Annotated in this window: 16 protein-coding genes; 8 read left to right on the top strand and 8 right to left on the bottom strand. The window is 71.5% G+C overall.

The window, feature by feature from the left end:
* Positions 1 to 85 precede the first annotated feature (85 nt).
* From ACWCPI_RS36550 to ACWCPI_RS36540, 3 genes are all read left to right on the top strand, one after another.
* Positions 86 to 781: an SDR family NAD(P)-dependent oxidoreductase gene (locus ACWCPI_RS36550; protein WP_451042270.1), complete on the top strand. Its 696-nt coding sequence runs from the start codon at positions 86 to 88 to the stop codon at positions 779 to 781.
* A complete protein-coding gene (locus tag ACWCPI_RS36545) occupies positions 778 to 1,938 on the top strand; it encodes an S-adenosylmethionine:tRNA ribosyltransferase-isomerase (protein WP_451042269.1) in 1,161 nt (386 codons plus the stop codon). The genes ACWCPI_RS36550 and ACWCPI_RS36545 overlap by 4 nt, the downstream gene beginning before the upstream one ends.
* A 298-nt stretch (positions 1,939 to 2,236) precedes the next feature.
* On the top strand, positions 2,237 to 3,019 hold the full coding sequence (locus ACWCPI_RS36540) for a transglycosylase SLT domain-containing protein (RefSeq protein ID WP_451042268.1): 783 nt from the start codon (positions 2,237 to 2,239) through the stop codon (positions 3,017 to 3,019).
* An 89-nt stretch (positions 3,020 to 3,108) separates the two neighbouring features.
* On the opposite strand, the gene ACWCPI_RS36535 is transcribed toward ACWCPI_RS36540, so the two are convergent.
* Positions 3,109 to 5,700 carry an FHA domain-containing protein gene (locus ACWCPI_RS36535; protein WP_451042267.1) on the bottom strand — a complete coding sequence of 864 codons (2,592 nt, stop codon included), beginning with the start codon at positions 5,698 to 5,700 and terminating at the stop codon, positions 3,109 to 3,111.
* A 252-nt stretch (positions 5,701 to 5,952) separates the two neighbouring features.
* Here ACWCPI_RS36535 and ACWCPI_RS36530 point away from each other — a divergent pair, with 252 nt between their 5' ends.
* Complete coding sequence (locus ACWCPI_RS36530) at positions 5,953 to 8,094, top strand: streptophobe family protein (RefSeq protein WP_451042266.1); 2,142 nt, start codon at positions 5,953 to 5,955, stop codon at positions 8,092 to 8,094.
* A 338-nt stretch (positions 8,095 to 8,432) separates the two neighbouring features.
* Positions 8,433 to 9,641, top strand: coding sequence for a phosphoserine phosphatase SerB (serB, locus tag ACWCPI_RS36525; RefSeq protein WP_451042265.1), 1,209 nt, complete (start codon positions 8,433 to 8,435; stop codon positions 9,639 to 9,641).
* A 75-nt stretch (positions 9,642 to 9,716) separates the two neighbouring features.
* Here serB and ACWCPI_RS36520 read toward each other — a convergent pair whose 3' ends face one another.
* From ACWCPI_RS36520 to ACWCPI_RS36505, 4 genes are all read right to left on the bottom strand, one after another.
* A complete protein-coding gene (locus ACWCPI_RS36520; protein WP_451042264.1) occupies positions 9,717 to 10,235 on the bottom strand; it encodes a SixA phosphatase family protein in 519 nt (172 codons plus the stop codon).
* Between the two features lie 65 nt (positions 10,236 to 10,300).
* The gene (locus ACWCPI_RS36515) at positions 10,301 to 10,507 is read right to left on the bottom strand and encodes a hypothetical protein (RefSeq protein ID WP_451042263.1); all 207 of its coding nucleotides are present in this window, start codon (positions 10,505 to 10,507) and stop codon (positions 10,301 to 10,303) included.
* 217 nt (positions 10,508 to 10,724) lie between these two features.
* Positions 10,725 to 10,841, bottom strand: a complete 117-nt coding sequence (locus ACWCPI_RS36510; protein WP_388812285.1) for an SGM_5486 family transporter-associated protein — start codon at positions 10,839 to 10,841, stop codon at positions 10,725 to 10,727.
* A 49-nt stretch (positions 10,842 to 10,890) separates the two neighbouring features.
* On the bottom strand, positions 10,891 to 12,183 hold the full coding sequence (locus ACWCPI_RS36505) for a CynX/NimT family MFS transporter (RefSeq protein WP_451042262.1): 1,293 nt from the start codon (positions 12,181 to 12,183) through the stop codon (positions 10,891 to 10,893).
* A 70-nt stretch (positions 12,184 to 12,253) separates the two neighbouring features.
* Between ACWCPI_RS36505 and ACWCPI_RS36500 the strand changes: the two genes are divergently transcribed.
* A complete protein-coding gene (locus tag ACWCPI_RS36500) occupies positions 12,254 to 12,946 on the top strand; it encodes a FadR/GntR family transcriptional regulator (protein WP_451042261.1) in 693 nt (230 codons plus the stop codon).
* On the opposite strand, the gene ACWCPI_RS36495 is transcribed toward ACWCPI_RS36500, so the two are convergent.
* The 3 genes from ACWCPI_RS36495 to fabG form a co-directional block, all read right to left on the bottom strand.
* Positions 12,924 to 13,274 (bottom strand): hypothetical protein, encoded by a 351-nt coding sequence (locus ACWCPI_RS36495; RefSeq protein ID WP_388812278.1) that lies wholly within the window; start codon positions 13,272 to 13,274, stop codon positions 12,924 to 12,926. The two genes, ACWCPI_RS36500 and ACWCPI_RS36495, sit on opposite strands and share 23 nt — an antisense overlap.
* Positions 13,275 to 13,437: 163 nt before the next feature.
* Entirely contained in the window at positions 13,438 to 14,205 is a 768-nt protein-coding gene (gene fabI, locus ACWCPI_RS36490) for an enoyl-ACP reductase FabI (RefSeq protein ID WP_019756346.1), read from the bottom strand.
* A 5-nt stretch (positions 14,206 to 14,210) separates the two neighbouring features.
* On the bottom strand, positions 14,211 to 14,915 hold the full coding sequence (gene fabG / locus ACWCPI_RS36485) for a 3-oxoacyl-[acyl-carrier-protein] reductase (protein ID WP_451042260.1): 705 nt from the start codon (positions 14,913 to 14,915) through the stop codon (positions 14,211 to 14,213).
* Between the two features lie 240 nt (positions 14,916 to 15,155).
* Between fabG and ACWCPI_RS36480 the strand changes: the two genes are divergently transcribed.
* Both ACWCPI_RS36480 and ACWCPI_RS36475 read left to right on the top strand, forming a co-directional pair.
* Positions 15,156 to 16,679 (top strand): TldD/PmbA family protein, encoded by a 1,524-nt coding sequence (locus tag ACWCPI_RS36480; protein WP_451042259.1) that lies wholly within the window; start codon positions 15,156 to 15,158, stop codon positions 16,677 to 16,679.
* Positions 16,676 to 18,079 (top strand): metallopeptidase TldD-related protein, encoded by a 1,404-nt coding sequence (locus ACWCPI_RS36475; RefSeq protein WP_451042258.1) that lies wholly within the window; start codon positions 16,676 to 16,678, stop codon positions 18,077 to 18,079. Before ACWCPI_RS36480 ends, ACWCPI_RS36475 begins: the two co-directional genes overlap by 4 nt.
* Positions 18,080 to 18,081: the final 2 nt, after the last annotated feature.

Below are 18,081 nucleotides of genomic sequence, written 5' to 3'. Positions count from 1 at the left end.
CGTCCGAGGTGGGGCGTACCCGGCGGTTCCTACGTTGAGGGCACCGCCGAAGGGGGCGGCTGCGACGGACGAGGGGACGGTTGTCATGCCGGTAGCGATCATCACGGGAGCTTCGAAGGGGCTGGGGCGGGCGCTCGCCGAGGCGCTCGCGGCGCGCGGCTGGGACCTGGTGCTGGACGCCAGGAGGGGGCGGGCACTCCAGGAGACGGCGGCCGGGATCCGGGAGCACGGCACGCGCGTGACGGCCGTGCCGGGGGACGTCACGGACGCCCGGCACCGGTCCGAGCTGGTGGCGGCCTGGCGGCTGGGCGGCGTCGACCTGCTGGTGAGTAACGCCAGCGCACTGGGGGCCGAGCCGTTGGTCCGCCTGGACGAGCTGCCCCTGGCGGGTCTGCGGCGGGCGCTGGAGGTGAACGTGATCGCCGCGCTGGGTCTGGTCCAGGAGGCGTTGCCGCTGCTGCGGGCCTCGGCGTCGGGCGCGGTGATCACGGTCAGCTCGGACGCGGCCGCGGAGGCGTACGAGACCTGGGGCGGGTACGGGGCGTCCAAGGCCGCCCTCGACCAGCTCGCGGCGGTGCTCGGCTCGGAGGAGCAGGCGTTGCGCGTCTGGTCGGTCGACCCCGGGGACATGGCCACGGATCTGTACGCGGCGGCCGTACCGGACGACGACGGTCCGCGACCGGCGCCGGACAGTGTGGTGCCGGCGTTCCTGCGGTTGCTGGACGAGCGTCCGGCGAGCGGTCGCTATGGGGCTCCGGCGCTGCTGGAGGGGCGGCGATGACGTCGGCGTTGCGGGTACCGCGGGAGCTGTCGGCCCGGGTGCCGGCCGAGCAGCGGGGGCCGGGGCTGGACCGGGACGCCGTACGGCTGCTGGTCTCGCGGGGCACAGAGGTGTCGCACCACGTGTTCGGCGAGCTGCCGCGGCTGCTGCGGGCCGGGGACCTTCTGGTCGTCAACACCTCGGAGACGTTGCCGGCGGCCGTGGACGGGTGGGTCGGGCACGCGCGCGTGGTGGTGCACTTCTCCACGCGTGGGGACGACGGGCGCTGGGCGGTCGAGCTGCGGGATCCCGATGAGCGGGGGACCACGCGCCCGCTGACGGCGGGATGGGCGCGAAGCGCTTCGTGGCAGGGGGGTGGGCCCGCGGGGACGGAGGTGCGGCTTCCCGGGGGTGCGCGGCTGGTGCTGGAGGAGCCCTTGAGCGCGGCCGGTGAGCGGCTGTGGTGGGCTCGGGTGACCGTGACGGGCGGGGCGGGTCCCGTCGACCGTCACTCGGGTACGGCGGGGGCGGTGCTCGGGCTGATGCGGGAGTACGGGCGGCCGATCCGGTACTCCTACACGCAGCGGGAGCAGCCGCTGTCCGTCTACCAGACGGTGTTCGCGCTGCCGTCGGCCGACGGAACGGGCAGCGCGGAGATGCCGAGTGCGGCGCGGCCCTTCACTCCGCGGCTGGTGACGGAGCTGGTGAGCCGGGGTGTGCAGTTCGCGCCGATCACGTTGCACACCGGGGTGGCCTCCGCGGAGGCGCACGAGCCGCCGTATCCGGAGCGGTTCGCGGTGCCGGAGGCGTCGGCCCGGTCGATCAACGCGGCGAGGGCGGGGCGGGGCAGGGTCGTCGCCGTCGGGACGACGGCCGTGCGAGCCGTGGAGTCGGCGGCGGACGGCGACGGGGTCGTACGCGCGCGTGAAGGGTGGACGGATCTGGTCGTCACTCCCGAGCGCGGGGTGCGGGTGGTGGACGGGCTGCTGACGGGGCTGCACGAGCCGCAGGCCTCGCATCTGCTGATGCTGGAGGCGGTCGCAGGGCGAGCCGCGATCGACCGCGGGTACGAGGCGGCGGTGCGCGGGCGCTACCTGTGGCACGAGTTCGGCGACGTGCACCTCGTCCTCCCGGTGGAGACCTCTCACGCAGCGCATTGCTCAAGCAACTGCCAGTGAGACTGCTACCGGGTCGATGTGAGCCCGCGCATAGGGCGCACGTCACGTACGAAGGCCCATAGGAGATAAGACGCCCCTTTTGAACGGGGCGGACGGCCCCATCTGTCCTAATTTGCCCTTCATGGGTCAACTACCCGAGATCGTACGTCACACCTTTGCCTGTCCATTTTGCGGCCGCTAAGAATTGCTCTCGTCGCTCAGCGCCGTGGGTTTGCCCGCGGCGTTTGTGCAGGAAGCACCCGTGTCCGCCGCCGGACAGCGAGCGACCTCCGCGCTATTTCGAAGAGGTCCATCTGCCATGCTCAAGAACACCAAGAACCGCGGTTTCAGTCGTGCGCTCACCAAGCGGCACAAGATAGCCGTCGCCGGTGCCACCACGCTCGGTGTCGCCGCGCTGGCCTTCTCCGCCGCCCCCGGGAACGCGGAGTCGACGACGGCCGAGGCCCCCGCGGGCCAGGTGGCGTACAGCAGCGAGCAGATCAAGGACGTCCAGGGCAGCGTGACCGACCAGCTCGCCTCCGCGAGCGTGAAGGCCGAGGCCATCGAGGCCAGGAAGAAGGCCGAGCAGGAGGCCGCGGCCAAGAAGAAGGCCGCCGCCGACGCGGCCGCCAAGAAGAAGGCCGCGGACGCCGCCGCGCAGAAGAAGGCCGCCGAGGCCGCCGCGAAGAAGAAGGCCGAGGCCGAGCGCAAGGCGAAGGAGGCCGCGAGCCGGTCCGCCCAGCGCGTCCAGGTCAAGACGGTCGCCGCCAAGAAGAGCTACGCCAACAACCTCGACGGCTGGATCCGCGAGGCCCTGGACATCATGAAGAAGCACGACATCCCGGGCACCTACAACGGCCTGTACAAGAACATCATGCGTGAGTCCTCGGGTAACCCGAACGCGATCAACAACTGGGACATCAACGCCCAGAACGGCGTTCCGTCCATCGGTCTGCTGCAGGTCATCAAGCCCACCTTCGACGCGTACCACGTCCCGGGCACCGCCTGGAGCCAGTACGACCCGGTCGCCAACCTCACCGCCGCCGCCAACTACGCGGCCGACCGGTACGGCTCGATCGACAACGTCAACAGCGCGTACTGAGCGAGGTAGGCGCGGGCCTTGCGATCCGTACGCCGAAGGGCGGCACCCTCCTGACGGGGTGCCGCCCTTCGGACGTCGTACGACGGCGACTACTTGCGCATGACCTCGGGCTCGTGGCGGCGCAGGAAGCGGGCCACGAAGAAGCCGCAGATCACCCCGAGGGCGATCAGGGCGACCATGTCCAGGGTCCAGGCACCGACGGTGTGCTCCCACAGCGGGTCGTCGCTGTCGCCCTTGGCGGGCGGACTGATCTGGTTGAAGTCGAGCGTGGCACCCGCGGCGGCGACCGCCCAGCGCGACGGCATCAGGTACGAGAGCTGGTTGACGCCGATGGAGTTGGCGAGGGGGAACAGGCAGCCGGTGAAGACCACCTGGACGATCGCGAACATGACCAGCAGCGGCATGGTCTTCTCGGCGGTCTTCACCAGGGCGGAGATGATCAGGCCGAACATCATCGCCGTGAAGCCCAGCGCCATGATCGGAATGCACAGCTCCAGCAGGATCTGGCTGCCGAGGATCAGGCCCTCGTCCGGGATGGTGCGGCTGGAGAAGCCGATGACACCGACCATCAGACCCTGCAGCACGGTGATCAGGCCGAGCACGAACACCTTGGACATCAGGTACGCGGACCGGGACAGGCCGGTCGCGCGCTCCCGCTCGTAGATGACCCGTTCCTTGATCAGCTCGCGGACGGAGTTGGCGGCACCGGCGAAGCAGGCGCCCACCGCGAGGATCAGCAGGACCGTGAGGGCCGTGCCGTTGGCGACGGGCTTGCCGGTGCTCGGGTTGATCTCCGTGTTGACCAGGAGGTCCTTGCCGGAGTCGATGAGCAGGCTCACCGAGCCGAGGACGAGCGGCAGAATCACGGTCAGAGCCAGGAAGCCCTTGTCGGAGGCGATGACCGAGACATAGCGGCGCACCAGGGTCAGGAACTGCGACAGCCAGCCCTGCGGCTTGGGCGGCTTCATCGCCTGCATCGGCGGCATCTGTACGGACTGCGGGGCGATCGCGTCGATGTCCGCGGCGTACATCTGGTAGTGCTGCGAGCCCTTCCAGCGGCCGGCCCAGTCGTAGTCGCGGTAGTTCTCGAAGGCGGAGAAGACATCGGCCCAGGTGTCGTAGCCGAAGAAGTTCAGCGCCTCCTCCGGCGGGCCGAAGTAGGCGACCGCGCCGCCCGGTGCCATCACCAGGAGCTTGTCGCACAGGGCCAGCTCGGCCACGGAGTGGGTGACGACGAGGACCGTACGGCCGTCGTCGGCGAGGCCGCGCAGCAACTGCATGACATCGCGGTCCATGCCCGGGTCGAGGCCGGACGTGGGCTCGTCCAGGAAGATCAGCGACGGCTTGGTGAGCAGCTCCAGGGCCACCGAGACGCGCTTGCGCTGGCCGCCGGAGAGGGAGGTGACCTTCTTCTCCTTGTGGATGTCCAGCTTCAGTTCGCGCAGCACCTCGTCGATGCGGGCCTCGCGCTCCTTGGCCGTGGTGTCGGCCGGGAAGCGGAGCTTGGCCGCGTACTTCAGGGCCTTCTTGACGGTCAGCTCCTTGTGCAGGATGTCGTCCTGCGGGACCAGACCGATGCGCTGGCGCAGCTCGGCGAACTGCTTGTAGAGGTTCCGGTTGTCGTAGAGGACGTCGCCCTGGTTGGCGGGCCGGTAGCCGGTGAGGGCCTTGAGCAGGGTCGACTTGCCGGAGCCGGACGGGCCGATGACCGCGATCAGGGACTTCTCCGGGACGCCGAAGGAGACGTCCTTGAGGATCTGCTTGCCGCCGTCGACCGTGACGGTCAGGTGGCGGGCCGAGAAGGAGACCTCACCGGTGTCGACGAACTCCTCGAGGCGGTCGCCGACGATCCGGAACGTGGAGTGGCCGACGCCCACGATGTCCGTCGGGCCGAGCATCGCCGAGCCGCCCTTGGCGATCGGCTGGCCGTTGACGTAGGTGCCGTTGTGCGAGCCGAGGTCGCGGATCTCCATGCGGCCGTCGGGCGTCGAGTGGAACTCGGCGTGGTGCCGGGAGACCTGGAGGTCGGAGACGACCAACTCGTTCTCCAGGGCACGGCCGATGCGCATCACGCGGCCGACGGAGAACTGGTGGAACGTGGTCGGGCTGCGGTCGCCGTAGACCGGCGGCGCCCCCGCGCCACCACCGGGGCCGCCCTGCTGATGCGGCACCTTCGCGACGGACTGCGGCTGCTGCGGCTGCTGCGGCTGCTGCGGCTGCTGCCAGCCGGCGTGCGGGTCCTGGTGCGGGGATGCCTGCTGCGGAACCTGGCCGGCCGGTGCCTGGTGCGCGGGTGCCTGCTGGGCCGGCGCCTGCTGGCCCCAGCCGGCCTGAGCGCCCTGCGCCGCGTACGGCTGCTGCTGCGGCTGGGCCTGCGGTGAGGCGGCCGCGGTGCCGGAGAGGTTCAGGCACGGTCCGTCGGTGGCGTTGCCCAGGTGCACGGCCGAGCCGGGGCCGATCTCCAGCTGATGGATCCGCTGGCCCTGCGCGAACGTGCCGTTGGTGCTGCCGTGGTCCTCGATGACCCAACTACGGCCGTTCCAGCTGATCGTGGCGTGCCGCCAGGACACCCTGGCGTCGTCGAACACGATGTCGCCCTGCGGATCGCGTCCGAGGGTGTAGGGCCTGGACGGGTCGAGCGTCCAGGTCCGTCCATTCAATTCCAGTACGAGTTCCGGCACTCCATGCCCCACTGAGTAGTCCCCCGAGTTACCCCCAACGGAGGGAGTCTAGGGATGTCGAACATCGTCGGGAACTATTTCAGGCTCCGCCCCCTGTCTGAAAGTCGGGCCTTATGAAGACCTCGACGAAGACCACGCGGGTTCGCTTCGGCTGGTTCCGTTGACGGGGTTGAAACCAGCCCGGAAAGTGGTAATCCACGCGAGGGGGACATGCGCGGCGAGCCGGCCGCGCCGCGGATCGGGGGGTCTGCCATGAGCGCGTCCAGGAACGTCGAGACCGCGAGGCGCGGCACGCGGCTGCCGTGGGGGGACGTCCTGCTCTCCGCGATCGCCGCCGTGAGCTGGGCGTTGATCGGGATGGCGGGCACGGCGGCACTGGGTCTGCATCTGCTGGAGGCGGACACGGCGAGCTCGTTGGGCCCGATGACGGCGGCGGTGGTGGTCCTCGGGGCGGGTGGGTCGGTCACTCCGTCCGGTGATGTGTCCGCTTTCGGGTTGACGGGCGCGGAGGCGACGACGGCCATCGAGATCACGCCACTCGGGGTGAGCCTGGCCGGCGCGGTGCTCCTGGCGTGGTTCTTCTTACGGTCCTTGCGGCGCGCGGGAGTTGTGATCGCGCCGGCGGAACTCCTCGCGCGCGCGGGAGCGGTGGTCGTGCTGTTCGTGGCGACGCTGGGCGGGCTCGCCTGGGCGGGACACGACGTCGTCACGATCGACGGGGGATCTCTGGGGCTCGACGACCTGCCCGGTGGCGGCGGGGACGGCGGCGGGATCGAGATCCCCGGCGTGGGGGACGTCGGCGGGCTGCTGCCCGACCGGATCGGCGACCTCGTCGACGCGGAGGCGGCGGTCGGCTTCACGGTGGACACGGCACCGACCCTGCTCGGCGGCACGGCCTGGTCGGCCGGCGTGCTGCTGATCGCCCTGCTGGCTTCCCGCCGCACCCCGCTGCCGCACGGCTGGGAGGTTGTGCACCACGCCGTACGGCCCGCCGCGTCGTCGCTCGTCACGGTCGTGCTGGTGGCGGTCGCGGCCGGCCTGGCGGCGGCGGCGTACGCGGCGGTCGGCGACGACCACCCCGAGCGCATCGCGGGCGCCGCCCTGCTCGGCGCCCCGAACGGCGTCTGGCTCGGCATCCCGATCGGCCTCTTCGTGCCGTTCGACGGCAGGGCGACGGGCGTCCTGACCGGCCTGCTGCCCGACCCCCTCGACGACCTGCTGAACGGCGGTGCCGACCAGCCGGTGACGCTGGGCAGGCTGGCGGAGCTGGACGGCCGGGTGTGGCTGCTGGGGGTCGCGGCGGCGCTGATGATGCTGCTCGCGGGGGTGCTGACCGCGGTGCGGACGCCGGTCGAGTCCGGAAGCCGGGGCGGCGGATCCGCCGGGCCCGGCGCGGCTGCGGCGGTCCGGGTCGGGCCGGGTTCGCGGTCGCACGGGGTGACCGGTGCGTCTGCGGGCCCGGTGGGTGGTTCCGAAGAGATACGGCACCCGGGGGCCCTGAGTTTCGCCGGGCGGTGTGCGCTGCGACTCGGAGCGGCCACGGCGTCGGCCCTGCCGTTGCTCGTCCTGCTGACCGGGCTGTCCGTGGACGCCTCGCTGTCGGTCCTGGGCTTCGACGCCTTCGACGCGGGGGTCGAGCTGCACGGCAACCTCGGCATGGCGCTGCTTCTCGGAGCGGCCTGGGGCGTGGGGGCGGGTGCCGTGGGGGCCCTGCTGGCCCTCGCGTCCGGAACGGCCGGGGGGCGGGCGGCTCCGGCGGCTCGGGGTGCGGCGGCAGCGGGTGCGCAGGGCGGGGCCTCGGGGACGGCGGGCAAGGTCGGCTCCCCGGAAACGGCGGGCGGGCACGGCGCCGGGGGTCCGGTGGGTTCCGTGGGCCCGGCTGGTCGATGGGACACGGCAGGGGGTTCCGGGACCTCGGCGCACGCCGGCCCGCCCGGGCCGTACGCGCCAGGCGCCCCGTACCGGCCCCCGAACCCGGGGACGAATCCGTATCTGCGCATGCCGGGCGAGCTGCGTGAACCGCAGGACGCGCGGCCCGGTGAGGGCGCCTGGTGGCGCGAGGACGCACGGCGGCCGGGCACACCCCCGACAGCCGGTCAGCCGCCCTCCGGTGACCAGGCACCCTTCGGTGACCGGCGGTTCTCCACCGAGTCACCGCCCTCCAGCGAGCCTCCCTCCAGCGAGCTTCCCGGCGGGGAGCCTCCCTCCAGCGAGCTGCCCGCCGACGACGACGTGTACGGCGCCCCCACGGTCGTACGGCCCATCGAACCGCCCCCGAGGTCGCCCCGGCCGCCTCGGCGCCCCGGGAACCGGCCGTCGTCGGGAGCGGGTGGCGACGTACCGCCGCCTCCACCGCCTCCTCCTGCGCCGCCCGGGAAGCCGAAGGGGCGCTAGGGGGGTGTCGGGAAGGTCCCGCACAGCATCCACGGCGCCCGGCACGCACGCTCGCCGCACCGGCCGAGAACCCGAGTACGCCCAGTACGGGGCTTTCGGCCGGCACTCCCCCAGCCTTCGGCCGGGGCACCCCCGGAGCACGCACCGGGCACCGCGGGCACCGCACAGGGACTTTCGAAACTTCCCCTGGGGAGCGCCGCCGTGCCGGTTCGCGGGCGCGGATGCGTCCGCGGCCGGAACGCAAGGCTCACGCCACCCGGGCGACACCTGGTGTTCCGTGTCCGGCAGGCGGACCTCACGGGCGAGGGGCACTGCGTGCCGGATACGGTGGAGGCACCATGAGCGCATCGCAGACCTCTGACATCCCCACCCTTCTCGTCAAGATCTTCGGGAAGGACAGGCCGGGCATCACGGCCGGCCTCTTCGACACGCTGGCCGCCTACTCGGTGGACGTGGTCGACATCGAGCAGGTCGTCACCCGTGGCCGGATCACGCTGTGCGCGCTCGTGACGCAGCCGCCGGCCGGCCTGGAAGGCGATCTGCGGGCGACCGTCCACAGCTGGGCGGAGTCGATGAAGATGCAGGCGGAGATCATCTCCGGTCGCGGCGACAACCGGCCCCGCGGGCTCGGCCGGTCCCTGGTGACCGTGCTCGGGCACCCGCTCACCGCGGAGGCGACTGCCGCGATCGCCGCCAGGATCACCGAGTCCGGCGGCAACATCGACCGTATCTTCCGGCTGGCCAAGTACCCCGTGACGGCGGTGGAGTTCGCGGTGTCCGGCGTGGAGACGGAGCCGCTGCGCACCGCGCTGGTGACCGAGGCGGCGGCACTGGGTGTCGATGTCGCCGTCGTCGCCGCCGGGCTGCACCGGCGCGCCCAGCGGCTCGTCGTCATGGACGTGGACTCCACGCTCATCCAGGACGAGGTGATCGAGCTCTTCGCCGCGCACGCCGGCTGCGAGGACAAGGTGGCCGAGGTGACGGCGGCCGCGATGCGCGGGGAACTCGACTTCGAGCAGTCGCTGCACGCGCGCGTGGCCCTCCTGGAAGGGCTGGACGCCTCGGTGGTGGAGAAGGTGCGCAGCGATGTGCGCCTGACGCCGGGCGCACGCACGCTGATCCGCACCCTGAAGCGACTCGGCTACCAAGTCGGAGTGGTCTCGGGTGGGTTCACCCAGGTCACCGACGATCTCAAGGAGCGGCTCGGGCTCGACTTCGCGCAGGCGAACACGTTGGAGATCGTCGACGGCAAGCTGACCGGCAAGGTCACCGGGGAGATCGTCGACCGGGCGGGCAAGGCGCGGCTGCTGCGCCGGTTCGCCGCCGAGGCGGGGGTGCCGCTGTCCCAGACGGTGGCGATCGGTGACGGTGCCAACGATCTGGACATGCTGAACGCGGCCGGGCTGGGCGTCGCCTTCAACGCCAAGCCGGTGGTGCGGGAGGCGGCGCACACGGCGGTGAACGTGCCGTTCCTGGACACCGTCCTGTATCTGCTGGGCATCACCCGCGAAGAGGTCGAGGCGGCGGACACGCACGACGAGGACTGACCGCCCGCACGGCACGTCCGCCAAGCACAGGGGCCCCGCACCACGACGGTGCGGGGCCCCTCGCGTGCGGGTCGGTCACTCCGAGGGTGCCCAGTAGTCGAGCAGCGTGGCCACGCCGGGCTCCAGCGCCTTCCAGGTGCCGCTGAAGGGCAGGACGGCGAAGGCGGCGGCCGGGAAGCCGCGGCGGCTCATCCGCTCGCGCGCGTCGCCCTCGGCCGAGCCGGCGAGGATGTCGGCGAGTCCCTGCACACCCGGGTTGTGGCCGATCAGCAGGACGTTCTGCACGTCGTCGGGCGTCTCGTTGAGCACGGCGATCAGCTCGCCGGGCGAGGCCTCGTAGATCCGCTCCTCGTAGATGGTTTTCGGCCGGTGCGGGAACTCGTGGACGGCGAGCTTCCAGGTCTCCCGGGTCCGGGTCGCGGTGGAGCACAGGGCCAGGTCGAAGGGGATGTCGGTATCCGCCAGCCGGCGCCCGGCCTCTGCCGCGTCCATGCGGCCCCGCTCCGCGAGGGGCCGCTCGTGGTCGGTCACCTGTGGCCAGTCGGCTTTCGCATGCCGGAAGAGGACGATCCTGCGGGATTCTGCGACGCTCATGAGACCCAGCTTCGCATGAAACAGGCCACGGGGCGCAGGGAGTTGACGTGCGGCTTCCGGGGTGCTCAGCGTGTGATCAGCTGCAGTACGCGCTCGAAGAGCCGGGTGGTCGCGGGCTCGGCGCTCGCGGCATGGGCGTCGGTCGGGTCGAGTATCAGCAGCAGCAGCGTGACGAAGGCCAGCGTCGGCAGGGCGAGGGCCCACCAGGGCAGCCGGATGTCGGCACGGCCCGTGGACGCCGGGTGGGGCGGGGTGTGCGTGCGCGCCGGCATGACGCCTCCGTGGGTCTTCGAGTGGTCCGGTACCGCGCTCTCGCGGTCACACTTCGAAGGTACGGAGGTCTCGGCTCTCAACCCATCCGGTGATCCACCCAGTTGACCCTGACACTCGCCCCCTAGGGGATGGGGGGGGTTGGCCCCACCACGGGGGAAGAGCACCGGCGCCGGACGAGCGTGGGCGCGGGCGTCGAGGAGTGTCGGCCGGGACGCCTCAGGGAGAGGCGATCGTCGCGATGATCCCGATGATCAGGAAGATGGCGAAGAACGCGCCGAAGACGAGCAGCATCTTCTTCTGGCCGTTCTGGGGGTTCGGGTCGAGCACTGGCATACGGCAAGTCTCGCACCCTTGGCCCCCGCCCGCGGCGCCGGGGTGAGGGTCAGCGGGCCGCCTCGTCCTCCACCGTGCGGTTGCGGCCCGCCAGGACGCCCACCGCCATCTGCGGGATCATGAGGCCGGCCATGAGCGCGATGGGCAGCCCCCAGCCGCCGCTGTGCTGGTAGAGCACACCCACCAGGAGCGGGCCCGGGATGGAGAGCAGGTAGCCGGTGCTCTGCGCGAAGGCCGACAGCTGGGCCACCCCCGCGCTGGTCCTGGCGCGCATGCCGACCATGGTCAGGGCCAGCGGGAACGAGCAGTTGGAGATGCCGAGCAGCACGGCCCAGGCCCAGGCGCCGGAGTCCGGGGCGAGGTACAGGCCGGCGTAGCCCGCGAGGCCGCAGACGCCGAGCGCGACGACGATCGGGCCCTGGTGCGGCAGCCGGGTGGCCAGGCGCGGGATGACGAAGGCCAGCGGCACGCCCATCACCATGGTGACGGCGAGCAGCACCCCGGCCGTGCCGGCGTGCACTCCCGCGTCCCGGAAGATCTGCGCCATCCACCCCATCGTGATGTAGGCGCCGGTCGCCTGGAGGCCGAAGTAGACGGCGAGGGCCCAGGAGGTGCGGCTCCGGGTGAGCCGCAGCGGGGGCGCGTCCACGCGCGCGTGCTTGTCGGTGGAGGTCGCGGCGGGCGCCGCCTCCCGGTCCCGCACGAAGGGGAGCCACGGCAGCACGGCGGCCGCCGCGAGCCCGGCCCACACCGCGAGCCCGGTCTGCCAGCTGCCGCCGAGCACGTCGGTCATGGGCACCGTCACCGCGGCCGCGGAGGCGGTGCCCAGGGCGAGGGCCATGGAGTACAGCCCGGTCATGGAGCCGACCCGGTCCGGGAACCAGCGCTTGACGATGACCGGCATCAGGACGTTGCTGACCGCGATGCCCATGAGGGCGAGCGCGGTGGCGGCCAGGAAGCCGGCCGTGCTGCCCACGTACGGCCGTAGGAGCAGGCCCGCGGTGATGGCGACCATGCCCGCGCACACCACCGCCCCCGGGCCGAAGCGGCGGGCCAGGCGCGGGGCCGCCACACCGAACACGGCGAAGCAGAGCGGGGGCACGGAGGTCAGCAGTCCGGCGACGCTGCCGCTCATGCCGAGGGTGTCGCGGACCTCTTCGAGGAGGGCGCCGAGGCTGGTGATGGCGGGGCGGAGGTTCAGAGCGGTCAGCACGATGCCGAGCAGGAGCAGCCGCGTCGTCCACGCGCGCGTGGCGGGTTTCGCGGCGGTGCGGGTCTGTGAGCTGCGTATCGGCATGGACGTCGCCGTCCGGGTTTTCTCGCTGGCCATGCCGTCCATCATAGAATCATGGGATGATTGGGTGTCCACCCCCGGGCCGTCCGGTCCCGGCCGTCCCGTGCGAAGGTGTGCCATGCCCTTGAGCCACCCCCGTCGCTCGGCGCTGTCCGAGCAGGTCATCGCGGCCCTGCGGAACCAGATCACGTCGGGTGAATGGCCGGTCGGCTCCCGCATCCCGACCGAGCCCGAGCTGGTCGAGCAGCTGGGTGTGGCCCGCAACACGATCCGTGAGGCGGTCCGGGCGCTCGCCCACAACGGCCTGCTGGACATCCGTCAGGGCTCCGGCACCTATGTCGTGGCGACCAGTGAGCTGGCCGGGGTCATGCACCGCCGCTTCGCCGACGCCGACCCGCGGCACGTCGCCGAGCTGCGCTCCACACTGGAGTCGGCCTCCGCGAAGCTGGCCGCCGAGCGGCGCACGGAGAAGGACCTCAAGCAGCTGGACGTCCTGCTGGCACGGCGTGAGGAGGCATGGGAGTCCGGCGACGCGGAGGCCTTCGTGGCGGCCGACGCGACCTTCCACCTGGCGGTGGTGTCGGCGTCCCACAACGACGTGATGATCGAGATGTACGCGGACCTGGGCGAGGTGCTGCGGGACTGGCTGCGCGAGGACATCGGCGAGGAGCTGACGCCGGAGACCCACATGGACCACACGCGGCTGGTCGACGCGATCCGCGCGGGCGACGCCGCGGCAGCCGCTGCGGAAGCGGCGAGCTACCCGTTCCTGTGCCGTCCGGGACGCTTCAGCCCTCCCGGCGGTGACTGATCCACACCGACCCGACCTCTTTCCAGCACCGCCCGACCAGCCGCACGGTCTGCGCGGGCCCGGCGGCCACCGGGGAGCCGTCGCTGTCCAGGTCCCACCAACGGGCGCACTCGACGTGCAGGCTGACCCGGTCGGTGTCCGGATAGGGGTTGTGGCAGTACGCGGTCACCTGGGAGCCGGTGATCCGGACCCGGCAGGCGGCGCCGAACGGGTCCTGCGTCTCGGCTCGCGTGACGTGCACGCGCGCGTGGGCCATCGCGTCGTACGACAGGGGCAGTACGAGAGCGACGGCGACGGTCGTTGAGGCCAGGCGGCGGAACAAGCGCACAAGGGGACCTCCTCGGCCGTAAACGGGAGGGGCTCGCGTGGTGAACGCGTACTCCAGCGTGCGCGGTCGTGGGCCCGTCCCGCCCGGACTGATGAGCCGAACGGGTGACGCCCCGCTCCCCGCGCACTGCGGGAAACGGGGCGTCGGCGGCGTACCTCGAGGCTCAGGCGCCGATGGCGTGCAGGCCGCCGTCCACGTGGACGATCTCGCCGGTGGTCTTCGGGAACCAGTCGCTCAGCAGGGCGACGACGCCGCGACCGGCCGGCTCCGGGTCCTTGAGGTCCCACTCCAGCGGGGAGCGGCTGTCCCACACGGAGGCGAGCTCGTTGAAGCCCGGGATGGACTTGGCGGCCATCGAGCCGATCGGGCCCGCGGAGATCAGGTTGCAGCGGATGTTCTGCTTGCCGAGGTCGCGCGCCATGTAGCGGTTGGTGGCCTCCAGGGCGGCCTTGGCCGGGCCCATCCAGTCGTACTGCGGCCAGGCGAACTGGGCGTCGAAGGTGAGGCCGACGACCGAGCCGCCGTTCTGCATCAGCGGCAGGCAGGCCATGGTCAGCGACTTCAGGGAGTACGCCGAGACGTGCATGGCCGTGGCGACCGACTCGAACGGCGTGTTGAGGAAGTTGCCGCCGAGGGCGTCCTGCGGCGCGAAGCCGATGGAGTGGACGACACCGTCGAGGCCGCCCAGCTCCTCGCCGACGATGTCGGCCAGGCGCCCGAGGTGCTCGTCGTTGGTGACGTCGAGCTCGATGACCTTGGTGGGCTTGGGGAGCTTCTTGGCGATGCGCTCGGTCAGCGTGGGCCGGGGGAAGGCCGTGAGGATGATCTCGGCGCCCTGCTCCTGGGCCAGCTTGGCGGTGTGGAAGGCGATGGAGGACTCCATCAGCACACCGGTGATCAGGACGCGCTTGCCCTCGAGAATTCCGCTCATGGTGATCAGTGACCCATTCCCAGTCCGCCGTCAACGGGGATGACGGCTCCAGTGATGTACGAGGCGTCGTCCGAGGCGAGGAACCGCACCGCCGCGGCGATCTCCTCCGGCTGCGCGTACCGGCCGAGCGGCACCTGCTGCACGATGCCCGCCCGCTGCTCGTCGGTGAGCACCTTGGTCATGTCGGTGTCGACGAAGCCGGGGGCGACGACGTTGAAGGTGATGTTGCGCGAGCCCAGCTCACGGGCGAGGGAACGCGCGAAGCCGACCAGGGCGGCCTTGGAGGCGGCGTAGTTCGCCTGCCCCGCGGAGCCGAGCAGCCCGACGACCGACGAGATCAGCACGACGCGGCCCTTCTTGGCCCGCAGCATCCCGCGGTTGGCACGCTTGACGACGCGGAAGGTGCCGGTGAGGTTGGTGTCGATGACCGAGGTGAAGTCCTCCTCGGACATGCGCATCAGGAGCTGGTCCTTGGTGACTCCGGCGTTGGCGATCAGGACCTCGACCGGGCCGTGCTCGGCCTCGATCTCCTTGTAGGCCTGCTCCACCTGCTCGGGGTCGGTGATGTCGCACTTCACCGCGAGGAAGCCGGCCGGCGGCTCGCCCGAGCGGTAGGTGACGGCGACCTTGTCGCCGGCGTCGGCGAAGACGCGGGCGATGGCGAGGCCGATGCCCCGGTTGCCTCCGGTGACGAGAACCGAGCGGCTCAACGGATCACCCTTTCGATAGGGATCTGACACATCCGCCCGAACACAGGGATGGCAGGCGGCTTCCCGGAAAACCTATCGGTCCCGTCCCTCGCCGGGACATTCGGGCACCGACAGTGGCACACCGGAGTCACTGTCGGGTCCCTACAGAAAGATGTGGACTCCAGCCGGAAACGTGTGGTCCCTGGCCCCGCCCGCGCGACATGATCGGTGCCGACAGGCCACGACAGCAGGGAGACCTCCGTGCCCCATACGATCGATGAAGCCTTCACGGCGCTTCCCCTACGCCCCCTGGCGGACGCGGCGCTGGCGCGCGCGCGTGCGCTGGGCGCCGAGCACGCGGACTTCCGCTTCGAGCGGGTGCGCAGCGCTTCCTGGCGGCTGCGGGACGCCCGGCTCGCCGGTTCGTCGGACACCACCGACCTCGGGTATGCGGTGCGGGTGGTGCACGGCGGCACATGGGGTTTCGCCTCCGGCGTGGATCTCAGCCTGGACGCCGCCGCCAAGGTCGCCTCGCAGGCGGTGGCGATGGCCAAGCTGTCCGCGCAGGTGATCAAGGCCGCCGGCTCGGACGAGCGGGTGGAGCTGGCCGACGAGCCGGTGCACGCCGACCGGACGTGGATCTCGTCGTACGAGATCGATCCGTTCAGCGTGCCCGACGAGGAGAAGTCGGGACTCTTGGCCGAGTGGAGCGCGCGGCTCATGGCGGCGGACGGGGTCGACCACGTCGACGCCTCGCTGCTCACCGTCCACGAGAACAAGTTCTACGCCGACACCGCCGGGACCGTGACGACCCAGCAGCGCGTACGGCTGCATCCGCAGCTGACCGCCGTGTCCGTCGACGAGTCGAGCGGCGAGTTCGACTCGATGCGCACCATCGCACCGCCCGTCGGACGCGGCTGGGAGTACCTGACGGGCACCGGCTGGGACTGGGAGTCCGAGCTGGCACAGATCCCGGAGCTGCTCGCCGAGAAGATGCGGGCGCCGAGCGTCGAGGCGGGCCCGTACGACCTCGTCGTCGACCCGTCCAACCTGTGGCTGACCATCCACGAGTCCATCGGCCACGCCACCGAGCTGGACCGGGCCCTCGGCTACGAGGCCGCCTACGCCGGCACCTCGTTCGCCACCTTCGACCAGATCGGCAAGCTGAGGTACGGCTCCGACCTGATGAACGTCACCGGTGACCGCACCGCCGAGCACGGCCTCGCGACCATCGGGTACGACGACGAGGGCGTCGAGGGCCAGTCCTGGGACCTGGTGAGGAACGGCACCCTCGTCGGCTACCAGCTGGACCGGCGGATCGCGCGGCTGACCGGGTTCGAGCGGTCCAACGGGTGCGCGTTCGCCGACTCCCCCGGCCATGTGCCGGTGCAGCGCATGGCCAACGTGTCGTTGCAGCCGGATCCGGCCGGGATGTCGACCGAGGATCTGATCGGCAGCGTGGACCGCGGGATCTACGTCGTAGGGGACCGGTCCTGGTCGATCGACATGCAGCGCTACAACTTCCAGTTCACCGGCCAGCGGTTCTTCAAGATCGAGAACGGGCGGATCACCGGTCAGCTGCGGGACGTCGCCTACCAGGCGACGACGACGGACTTCTGGGGCTCGATGGCCGCGGTGGGCGGTCCGCAGACGTACGTCCTGGGCGGAGCCTTCAACTGCGGCAAGGCTCAGCCGGGCCAGGTCGCGGCGGTCTCGCACGGCTGCCCTTCGGCCCTCTTCAAGGGAGTCAACATTCTGAACACCACGCAGGAGGCCGGTCGATGAGCGCTCAGTCCGACAAGGCGCACAAGCCGCACGAGATCGTCGAGCGGGCACTGGAACTGTCCCGGGCCGACGGGTGTGTCGTGATCGCCGACGAGCGGTCGACCGCCAACCTGCGCTGGGCGGGCAACGCGCTGACCACGAACGGTGTCACGCGCGGGCGGACGCTCACCGTGGTCGCGACCGTCGACGGCAAGGAGGGCACGGCCTCCGGGGTCGTCTCCCGGTCCGCGGTGACCGCCGACGAGCTGGAACCCCTGGTGCGGGCCGCCGAGGCCGCCGCACGCGGTGCCGGGCCCGCCGAGGACGCGCAGCCGCTGGTGACGGGCGTACCGGCGTCGCCGGACTTCGCGGACGCCCCGGCCGAGACGTCGTCCACCGTGTTCGCCGACTTCGCCCCGGCGCTCGGCGAGGCGTTCGCACGCGCGCGTGCGGGCGGCCGGGAGCTGTACGGCTTCGCCAACCACGAGCTGGTGACGACGTACGTGGGCACCTCCACGGGGCTGCGGCTGCGGCACGACCAGCCCAACGGCACGCTGGAGCTCAACGCCAAGTCGCCGGACCGCACCCGCTCGGCGTGGGCGGGGCGCTCCACGCGGGACTTCAAGGACGTGGACCCCACGGCGCTCGACGCCGAACTGGCGGTGCGCCTCGGCTGGGCCGAGCGGCGCCTGGAGCTGCCGGCGGGCCGGTACGAGACGCTGCTGCCACCGACCGCCGTGGCCGACCTGCTGATCTACCAGATGTGGTCGGCCTCGGGGCGGGACGCGGTCGAGGGCCGGACCGTGTTCTCCAAGCCAGGCGGGAAGACACGCGTCGGCGAACGGCTGACCGATCTGCCGCTGACCCTGCGCAGCGACCCGAACGAGCCCGGGCTGGAGTCCGCGCCCTTCGTGATCGCGCACTCCTCCGGCGGCGACCAGTCGGTGTTCGACAACGGGTTGCCGGTCGCGGCCACCGAGTGGATGCGCGAGGGCGAGCTGAAGCACCTCATGACCACCCGGCACAGTGCGGGACTGACCGGTCTGCCGGTGGCGCCGGGCGCCGGCAACCTGATCCTGGACGGCGGCGACGACCGCTCCGTCGAGGAGATGGTCGCGAGCACCGAGCGCGGACTGCTGCTGACCTGCCTGTGGTACATCCGCGAGGTCGACCCGGCGACGCTGCTGCTGACCGGCCTCACCCGGGACGGGGTCTACCTCGTCGAGAACGGCGAGGTGACCGGCGAGGTCAACAACTTCCGGTTCAACGAGTCGCCGGTGGGCCTGCTGGGACGGGCCACGGAGGCGGGGCGTACCGAGAAGACGCTGCCCCGGGAGTGGAGCGACTGGTTCACCAGGGCGGCGATGCCGGCGCTGCGCGTGCCCGATTTCAACATGAGCTCTGTCAGTCAGGGCGTATAACC

The sequence above is a fragment of the Streptomyces sp. NPDC001920 genome, assembly GCF_053594495.1.
The sequence above is the reverse complement of the archived record's forward strand: the minus strand, read 5'-3'. Positions and strand labels throughout refer to the sequence as shown.